Genomic DNA, 9,025 nt, shown 5'->3' on the forward strand with positions numbered 1-9,025 from the left:
GTGAATTCAGGGCCGAACAGCATCAGCATCGGCTCGCCCAGCACCAGCACCATCAGCGCCATGATGAGCGACGGCCAGAACGTCCACGACACCGTCTCGCGGGCGAAGGCGGCGAGCTTTTCCGGCTCGCCATGGGTGAACTGCGCGTAGCGCTGGGCAACGCCCGCCTTGACGGCGAAATAGACGAAATGCACCAGCGCCAGCGTCTTGACCGTGGCGAAATAGACGGCGACGTCGTCGGGATCCATATAGGCGCCGACCATCAGCACATCGGCATTGGTGAGCAGGAAGAAGAAGCTTTCGACCAGGAAGATCGGCAGCGAGACGATGAACCATTGCGCGAAATGCACCTTCACCGGCCCGGCCGGGATCTTCTTGTCGATGCGCGACGTCACGCCAAGGAGCTGGCCGATCGTGGTGGCGTAGGTGGCGGCGATGGCGGCGAAGATCGCGGTCCTGGCGTCGGGCGCGTAGCCCATGAGAAGCATCAGCGCCATGAAGGCCAGGATCAGCACCGGCCGGATCAGGAAGGTCGGCGACAGCGCAAACAGCGCCCAGGAGTTCGCCCGCGCCAGCCCCTGCACCAGGTCGGACATGGCGATCATCGGCAGCAGGATGAGGCCGAGGATGAAGGGCACGACATAGTAGTTTTCGATGAAGGGCGAGAGCAGCCAGACGCCGAGCGCGCCGAGGGCGGCGATCGCGGTGGAGGCAATCAGCACGAACAGGCGGCTGGTCATCACGATGCCGCGCAGTTCGGCCAGCATGCCGCGCTCGCTGTATTCGGGAATGAAGCGGATGACCGAGGTGTGGAAGCCGAGGCAGGCGAGGTTGCCGACGATGACCATCGTCACCCAGACGAGGACGAAGATGCCGTATTCGAACGAGCCCATCCAGCGCGCCATCAGCACCTGGCTGACGAAGGCGATGACGGCGCTGACGATGCGCACGGAAAAGGCGATAAGCGACATGCGCCCGGCTTCGCCGCGCTCGTCGGCGCTGAACAGCACGGCGTCGATGCGGCCAAGCAACGGCTTTACGCGCAGCGCAAGGCGCTGCGGCAGGAACCGCCCGGCTGTCGTCGCCGCGGAAAAGCGCACCCAATACTCTCCGTTTTCCGCCTCTTTTTCAGGCTTTGGGTGTAGCGAAGACAGATTAAGAAACGGTTGGGTGGCGGTGGAGTGGGGCGTTGCGCCTTAGCTTGCCCTGTGTGAGAGGTTGGATTGCCTTACGTGCCCTACAAATCCGCAGGTTATCGGGATGGCGGGCAACTATTTCATTTCGTCGACTTTGTCAGATGGCCTTCACTATAGGAAAAGCTCTATCCCATGGCGAACCTTGATCACGGCCAAACCACACCCGAGAGCCATCCTTAACTTTTGACGTGCCATAGAAACTTTCCGGATGATACATCAGAATTGTATCTTGGCTATCAGAAATTCTCCCGGTATATCCATGTAATTGACTGATAGTTCCGTAGTCATATCTCGTAATAGAATAGCACAGATCCTCACAAAGTAGCACTAATTGCGCCGCAGTCGGACGTTTGTTCTCATCCTTTTCCAAGCAGCGACAAATTATTTCAAAGAGCTGATTTCCTAAACTCTTAAACTGAGCAGAATTTATCTGGGCGGGGCGTTTTGGAGTTTTCGCCGCAATGATATTCGGAATAGATTTAAGGCCTGTTCCAAACGGGAGCTCGCCAACGAGAAGTTCGTAGGTGATTGCCGCTATTGCCCACACGTCCGAAGATTTCTTAGGCATCTTGAATTCATTAATCGCTTCGGGTGACATGTACGGTATTGCTCCGAGGACGGTTTTCGATGAGGTAGAGCCCCCCGCTTCAGCCCATTGCCCGATCTCGGCTTCAGCCATCTTGGCTATGCCAAAGTCTGTGATCTTTACATTATCGAAATGGAAGCCGCCAACGACCATTATGTTGCTTGGCTTTAAGTCCCTATGTACCACTTCTACCGCATGCGAAGCTGCCAATCCCTTCGCTAATTGATGCAATATCCGCGTGCATGTTGAAGGCGGTAGATAAGGAAGGTTGCCCTCCATCACCGCAGCCAAATCTGATCCAGGAACAAGTTCCTCAATAATAAAAGACCGTCCTCCATCTTCAAAGTAGTCAAGTGTCTTCGCCACGTTCGGGTGATTGACTTTGGCGCTGACCACGGCGGACTGCTGAAAGCGCTTCAGTCCAGCGTCATCTTTGGGAGTTTTAAGAGCAACTAGTCGACCAAACAATTGATCAACCACACGGTAAACGTGCTGCATGCCGCCCGCTCCAATCCATTCTTCCGGAATGTAGCGGCCGGCAATCGCCGCCGTTCCCTTTGATATCGGGCCCTTCAATTCATCACCTCGGGGTGAGAGATATCTGCAGTTATTGAGGTCCGGAGTCTCCTGTCGCCGCTCGGATCCCCCAAAACTATCACCGCAGCTCCCTGCAACTTGTATCCGACGATGACCTGCCGATTGTTGTGTCTTACATGTCCGGATACGTGTGTCACAACAAAGTCGAGCCCATCATAACTTATAGTTACGCCATCACCCTGTGCGGTAAGAGTGACGGTCCGGTTGGCAGCATCAACAAAATGATCGTTACCCGAGTACGTGATCAGCATACGGTGCTTATCAAAGAGAAGATGTTTCCCGAGAGCGGTTCGAAGCATTTCGGCATCGGGTCGCTCCGCCGGATCATAGTTCAACGTCGAATTCAGCAAATAAGCTATCTCAACGGGAACTGAGATGATGGTGGAATTAAAAGCCAACGACTTTTTGGGTATGGACGGTGGCACGTGCCCAAGTTCAGACGGCAGGCTGCCCGCATTCAGAAGCCACAACGCAGTAACCCCAAAAGCAAATATATCCACAGCTGCCGTAAAAACATGGTTCCCGGCGGAATCAGGAACAAAAATTTCAGGTGCCGCGTAGAACGGAGTGAAGAATAACTGTTTCGTCTTTGCTCCGTTCGAGAGTTTTGCGAGACCAAAGTCGAATATTTTCAACACACCAGAGCTATCAATCTTCATGTTATCTGGTTTTATGTCGCGGTGAACGCGACCGTGCCGATGCACGTCACTAATTCCCGAAACTATCGAATACATCGCGCGAAGTGCCGCGTGGGTGCCAGCTCCAACTTCAATCGGCTTCAGATCAGTCCCTTCTATGTACTCTTCGACAAATCCAACAATTTCTGAGTTGTCATGAACAATGTCCAAGACCTAAACTACGTACTTCGACCTGATATCAGCAAGGGCAGATAATTCATCCATAAGCCTGTGTTTTTCGATTCCTGGCTTAAGAGATTTCACCACAACTTTTCGCTGAAGATTGCCGTCGAAACAAAGCGCGGTCTCCGACATTCCTCCCCCGGAGAGAGTCTTGATGACAGTGGAATATCTGGCCGGGAGCACTATCATTCTTGTTTCTTGCTCTTGCTATTGAATTCTATGTTCAATTGCGGCTTTTCAATTTCGTTTTCAGAGACCCGGCCTTTATTTCCTCCCGCTTGCTTGTTGGTTTTTCGGGGAGATCGGGCAGCTTTCTTCGTTTTGGCCACGGGCTGTCCGGTAGGTTGACTTTCTTCTTGTGAAGGTTGGTCGACCTCCCTTGGCGAAGCGAGCCACATCTCAAGTCGCTCGCTAGGGCTCCATAGAGTAAGCTCAGTACCTCTCGCAAAACGAGGTGAAGGACTGAAGTCATTGGCATAAATAACCACTGCTGAAGAATTGTCCTCGACACCCATCGCTTCTGCAACGTACGTAATTTTACGAGCAAGCTCCCCAGGGCTTCGAGAGTTTCGGCTAATTCTTTCTAGCGATTTTTTCCCTATACTATGCGCTCCGTCAGATGTAATTATGAAGGTTGAGTTTAGAGCATCGGATACCGGAAAAATGTGAGGCTCTATCGTCTTTCCTATTCCGACAAACTGGAGAAGACGGTTGTCCAAATTATCTTCATTCGCATCGGTGATCTGATTAAGTTGCCCACCGATGGTGTCGTCGCGAGTTAAGAGGTCAAGGCTCCTATCGGACCTACTTACATACAATCTGCTATCGCCAACATGCGTAACCCAAGCTTCTCCAGACCCCTTTATAACCAAAGCGGTAAGAGTCGTGCCACCATCCCCTCGAAATCTACGATGGACTTCGGCGTTGGCGGCATTGACCGCCCCCAAGATCTGGCTTCCGATTGGGGCACCTGACGGCACTGCTAAGCGTGCAAGAAACGTCCCAGCAGCGCAGCCAGCAGCTGCACCTCCCTCTTTCATTCCACCCATCCCGTCACAGATTAATGCGATCAGCAAAGCCTCGCCAGAAGGCTTCACGATATAGGCAACCGCCGCCCGATCCTGATTTTCCTCGCGCACCGGTCCCTTCGAGGAACCTACTCCAATACCGTCATTGACCTGTGTGCTGCGGCCAACAGCCTGCTTGGACATAAAGTACTCGATGCGATCTTCAAGCTCACTATTCACATGTTCTCCATGCGTTTGTCTGAGCCCTAATTCTCTAACGTTCGGGCAATCACGGTCTTGGTTCAGCGCGATTCTTAGATGCTTAATTTGCCTGAGCAAATTGCTCACGCCGAAAAACAGTAGACGAATTCCTGCTTGAAGGCACCTGACAAAGCCAGATTCTCTCCGATTTGGACATGCGCAATATGGTTACTTGAGCTGCCACTGAGACTTCGTCAGCTTGCTGGGCAAGGCACGCCATGCAATCGGGAATGTAGATGCTATCGTTCTGTTCCATCGAGCCGCCTTCCCCCCTTGCGGTGACGGGAGAAGGTGTCGGCAGGCGGATGAGAGGCGGCGTAGTGTGTTGAAGATTTTGTGCCGCGCTCACCTAGCCGCGCGTCTGTGCACAACTTTCCTGACGCAATGACCTGGCTCAAAGATTAGAAAATCGGTGCGCATGCAGAGGGTCGAAAGAGTGACGGTTGATGACGCGGCATTCGCCGGGCTTAGCAAAGTCAATCGCCAACGTCCGCGCCGCCCCTCATCCGCCCTTCGGGCACCTTCTCCCCGTGAACGGGGAGAAGGGAAGGTGGCGCTTACGCAAACGCCCCGTGGCAGTGCTTGTACTTCTTGCCCGAGCCGCAGGGGCAGGCTTCGTTGCGGCCGACCTTGCCCCAGGTCGCCTGGTTGTTCGGGTCGCGGTTTTCGGGGGCGACGACGGCGCTGGTTTCCTGGCGCACCAGAAGTGCTGTCTCGCCACCGTCGAAATCGTCCTCGCCGGTGGTGCCGTCGACATGGCTGCCGAACATTTCGGGCGTCTCGGGCGGCGGGGCTTCGGCGGCCTGGCGGACCAGCTCGACGCGCATCAATTGCGCGGTGACGGCCTGGCGCAGATTGCCCAGCATCGCCTGGAACAGCTCGAACGCCTCGCCCTTGTATTCCTGCAGCGGGTCGCGCTGGGCGTAGCCGCGGAAGCCGACGACCGAGCGCAGATGGTCGAGGTTGACGATATGCTCGCGCCACAGATGGTCGAGCGTCTGCAGCACGACCGAGCGCTCGACATAGGTCATGACGTCGGGGCCGAAACGCTCGGCGCGCTCCTTGGCGGCGGTGTCGGCGGCCTGGGTGATGCGCTCGCGGATGTCGTCCTCGGCGATGCCCTCTTCCTTGACCCAGTCATCGATCGGCAGATCGAGGTTGAGGAATTCGGCGACCTCGGCCTTGAGGCCGTCGACGTTCCACTGCTCGGCATAGGCATTTTCGGGAATGGCCTTGGCGACGATCTCGTCGATGACGCCTTCGCGCATCTCGGCGATGGTTTCGCTGAGGCCTTCGCCGTCCATCAATTCGATGCGCTGCTCGAACACCACCTTGCGCTGGTCGTTGGAGACGTCGTCATATTTCAGCAGGTTCTTGCGGATGTCGAAGTTACGCGCCTCGACCTTCTTCTGCGCCTTTTCCAGCGCCTTGTTGATCCAGGGATGGATGATCGCCTCGTCTTCCTTGAGGCCGAGCTTCTGCAGCATGCCGTCCATGCGCTCGGAACCGAAGATGCGCATCAGATCGTCCTGCAGCGACAGGAAGAACTTCGAACGGCCCGGATCGCCCTGGCGACCGGAGCGGCCACGCAACTGGTTGTCGATGCGGCGCGATTCATGGCGTTCGGTGGCGAGGACGTAGAGGCCGCCGGCGGCGAGCGCCTTTTCCTTCAGCCGGGCGATGTCGTCGCGGATGGCCTTTTCCTTCGCCTCGCGCTCGGGGCCATCCGGCATGTCGCCAAGCTCGTCGGCGATGCGCATCTCGGCATTGCCGCCGAGCTGGATGTCGGTGCCGCGGCCGGCCATGTTGGTGGCGATGGTGATGACGCCGGGCTTGCCGGCCTGGGCGACGATGGCCGCCTCGCGCTCGTGGTGGCGGGCGTTCAGGACCTCGAAGTCCTTGAAGCCTTCCTTGCGCAGGCGCTCGGCGAGCTGCTCGGATTTTTCGATGGACGTCGTGCCGACCAGCGTCGGCTGGCCCTTGGCGCTGGCTTCCCTGATCTCCTTGACGATCGCCTTGTACTTCTCCTCGACCGTCCGGTAGACCTCGTCGTCCTCGTCAATGCGGATGACCGGCAGGTTGGTCGGGATCTCGGTGACTTCGAGGCCGTAGATGTTGCCGAACTCCTCGGCCTCGGTCAGCGCCGTGCCGGTCATGCCGGAAAGCTTCTTGTAGAGGCGGAAATAGTTCTGGAAGGTGACGGAAGCGAGCGTCTGGTTCTCCGGCTGGATCGCCACATGCTCCTTGGCCTCGAGCGCCTGGTGCAGGCCCTCCGAATAGCGGCGGCCCGGCATCATGCGGCCGGTGAATTCGTCGATGATGACGATCTCGCCATTGCGCACGATGTAGTCCTTGTCGCGCTGGAACAGCCGGTGCGCCTTCAGCGCATTGTTGACATGGTGGACGATGGCGACGTTCTCGACGTCGTAGAGCGACTCGCCCTTGAGCAGGCCGGCGTCGCGCAAAAGGTTCTCCAGCTTCTCGGTGCCGTCCTCGGTGAAGATCGAGGTCTTCTGCTTCTCGTCGATCTCGTAGTCTTCCGGGCCGAGCTTCAGCATGTAGGCATCGATGGTGTTGTACATGTCCGAGCGGTCCTCGAGCGGACCGGAAATGATCAGCGGCGTGCGCGCCTCGTCGACCAGGATGGAATCGACCTCGTCGACGATCGCGTAGCTGTGGCCGCGCTGCACCATCTGGTCGCGCTCATACTTCATGTTGTCGCGCAGATAGTCGAAGCCGAGCTCGTTGTTGGTGGCGTAGGTGACGTCGGCGGCGTAGGCGGCCTTGCGCTCCTCGTCGGACAGGCCGTGGACGATGACGCCGACGCTCAGGCCGAGGAATTTATAGACGCGGCCCATCCATTCGGAGTCGCGCGTGGCGAGGTAGTCGTTGACGGTGACGACATGGACGCCCTTGCCGGCAAGGGCGTTGAGATAGACCGGCAGCGTGGCGACCAGGGTCTTGCCCTCGCCGGTGCGCATCTCGGCGATGCCGCCATTGTGCAGCACCATGCCGCCGATGAGCTGCACGTCGAATGGGCGCATGCCAAGCACGCGGCGAGCCGCCTCGCGCACGGTGGCGAAAGCGGGGATCAGCAGATCGTCGAGGGAGGCGCCGTTGGCGATGTCCTGGCGGAATTTTTCCGTGCGGGCCGCCAGTTCGGCATCGGAGAGCGCCCGCATCTCGTTTTCCATGGCGTTGATCGCCTCGACGCGTGGCCGCGTCGACTTGACCCGACGATCGTTGGAGGAGCCGAAAACCTTACGGGCGAGACCGCCGAGACTGACCATCCAATGGCCCTTTCGATAGCATTCATAGTCGTTGTGACGGGCGCCGGCCGGCCCCATCAATTCCGCGTGAAACGCGGACAAACGCAAAAAGCGCCCGGAAAACGGTTCTGGACGCAAAGTCGTTGGACAGATAAGAGGGGGCTCAATCGATGTCAACGCCGCGCTCGCCCTGTCGACCGCGCCAAATTCCGCCACAATCTGGCTGATCTGAACAGCCGCCAATCCCCATCGGAGTTATCTTATGTCCCTATTGTTCCGCCGTGCGTCGTTCGCCAGCCTTGGTCTGGCCGTCGGGTTGTCGGCTCTGTCGCTGTCGCCGCTGATGGCGCAGGACACCGCTCCCGCCCAGCCGGCGGCCCCCGCCCAACCAGCCCCCGCGCCGGCGGCACCGGTCGATCCGAACGCCGTGGTGGCGACCGTCAACGGCCAGACGCTGACCGAGGCGGACCTTGGGCTTGCCGAAGGCGAGCTGTCGCAGCAGTTCGCGCAATTGCCGCCCGAACAGCGCCGCGCGGCGGCACTTTCGGCGGCGATCGAAATCAGGGTCATGGCCGCCCAGGCGGTCGCCACCGGCCTCGACAAGGATCCCGACTTCCAGCGCCGCATGGCGTTCCTGCAGCAGCGCGCGCTGCATGGCGAAATGGTTGAAAAGGGCGTCGTCGACAAGGTCACGGATGCCGAGGTTCGCGCCCGCTACGACCAGGAAATCGCCAACACCCCGCCCACCAATGAGGTGCATGCCCGTCACATCCTCGTGAAGACGAAGGAAGAGGCCGACGCGATCATCAAGCAGCTCGACGGCGGCGCCGACTTCCAGAAGCTCGCCAACGAGCACACCAGCGATCCCTCAGGCAAGACCAGCGGCGGCGATCTCGGCTGGTTCGGACCGGGACAGATGGTGCCGGAATTCGACAAGGCGGCGTTCGCGCTGGCGGTCGGCAAATACACCGAGCAGCCGGTGCAGTCGCAGTTCGGCTGGCACGTCATCAAGGTCGAGGACAAGCGCACCAAGCAGCCGCCGGCCTTCGATGAGGTCAAGGACCAGGCCAAGCAGGCGGTCATCCGCGACAAATATTTCGCCCTGGTCAAGCAGCTGCGCGCCGCCGCCAAGGTCGAAATCCCCGACGCCAATTTGAAGAAGACTGTCGATACGCTGGAAAGCGCCAAGTAGGCGCGCCATTGGCGAAGCTGGCTTCAATCCAGCTTGGGTTCCTCGCCCCCACGAAAG

The 9,025-nt window shown here is 58.3% G+C and carries 6 protein-coding genes; 1 reads left to right on the forward strand and 5 read right to left on the reverse strand.

From position 1 onward, the window contains the following. The 5 genes from C9427_RS19765 to secA form a co-directional block, all read right to left on the reverse strand. The coding region (locus C9427_RS19765; protein WP_107650788.1) for a lipopolysaccharide biosynthesis protein at positions 1–1,100 on the reverse strand (1,100 nt) is incomplete at its 3' end. 193 nt (positions 1,101–1,293) lie between these two features. Further along, entirely contained in the window at positions 1,294–2,358 is a 1,065-nt protein-coding gene (locus tag C9427_RS19770; RefSeq protein ID WP_146172561.1) for a serine/threonine-protein kinase, read from the reverse strand. Then, a complete protein-coding gene (locus C9427_RS19775; RefSeq protein WP_107650790.1) occupies positions 2,355–3,227 on the reverse strand; it encodes a protein kinase domain-containing protein in 873 nt (290 codons plus the stop codon). Before C9427_RS19775 ends, C9427_RS19770 begins: the two co-directional genes overlap by 4 nt. Positions 3,228–3,424: 197 nt before the next feature. Next, positions 3,425–4,486, reverse strand: coding sequence for a PP2C family protein-serine/threonine phosphatase (locus C9427_RS19785; protein ID WP_146172562.1), 1,062 nt, complete (start codon positions 4,484–4,486; stop codon positions 3,425–3,427). A gap of 578 nt (positions 4,487–5,064) precedes the next feature. Then, entirely contained in the window at positions 5,065–7,797 is a 2,733-nt protein-coding gene (secA, locus tag C9427_RS19790; protein ID WP_107650794.1) for a preprotein translocase subunit SecA, read from the reverse strand. A gap of 241 nt (positions 7,798–8,038) precedes the next feature. On the opposite strand from secA, the gene C9427_RS19795 reads away from it, so the two are divergent. Continuing rightward, on the forward strand, positions 8,039–8,968 hold the full coding sequence (locus C9427_RS19795; RefSeq protein WP_107650793.1) for a peptidylprolyl isomerase: 930 nt from the start codon (positions 8,039–8,041) through the stop codon (positions 8,966–8,968). Positions 8,969–9,025 lie beyond the last annotated feature (57 nt).

The organism is Mesorhizobium helmanticense, from assembly GCF_003034915.1.
GTDB lineage: Bacteria > Pseudomonadota > Alphaproteobacteria > Rhizobiales > Rhizobiaceae > Mesorhizobium > Mesorhizobium helmanticense.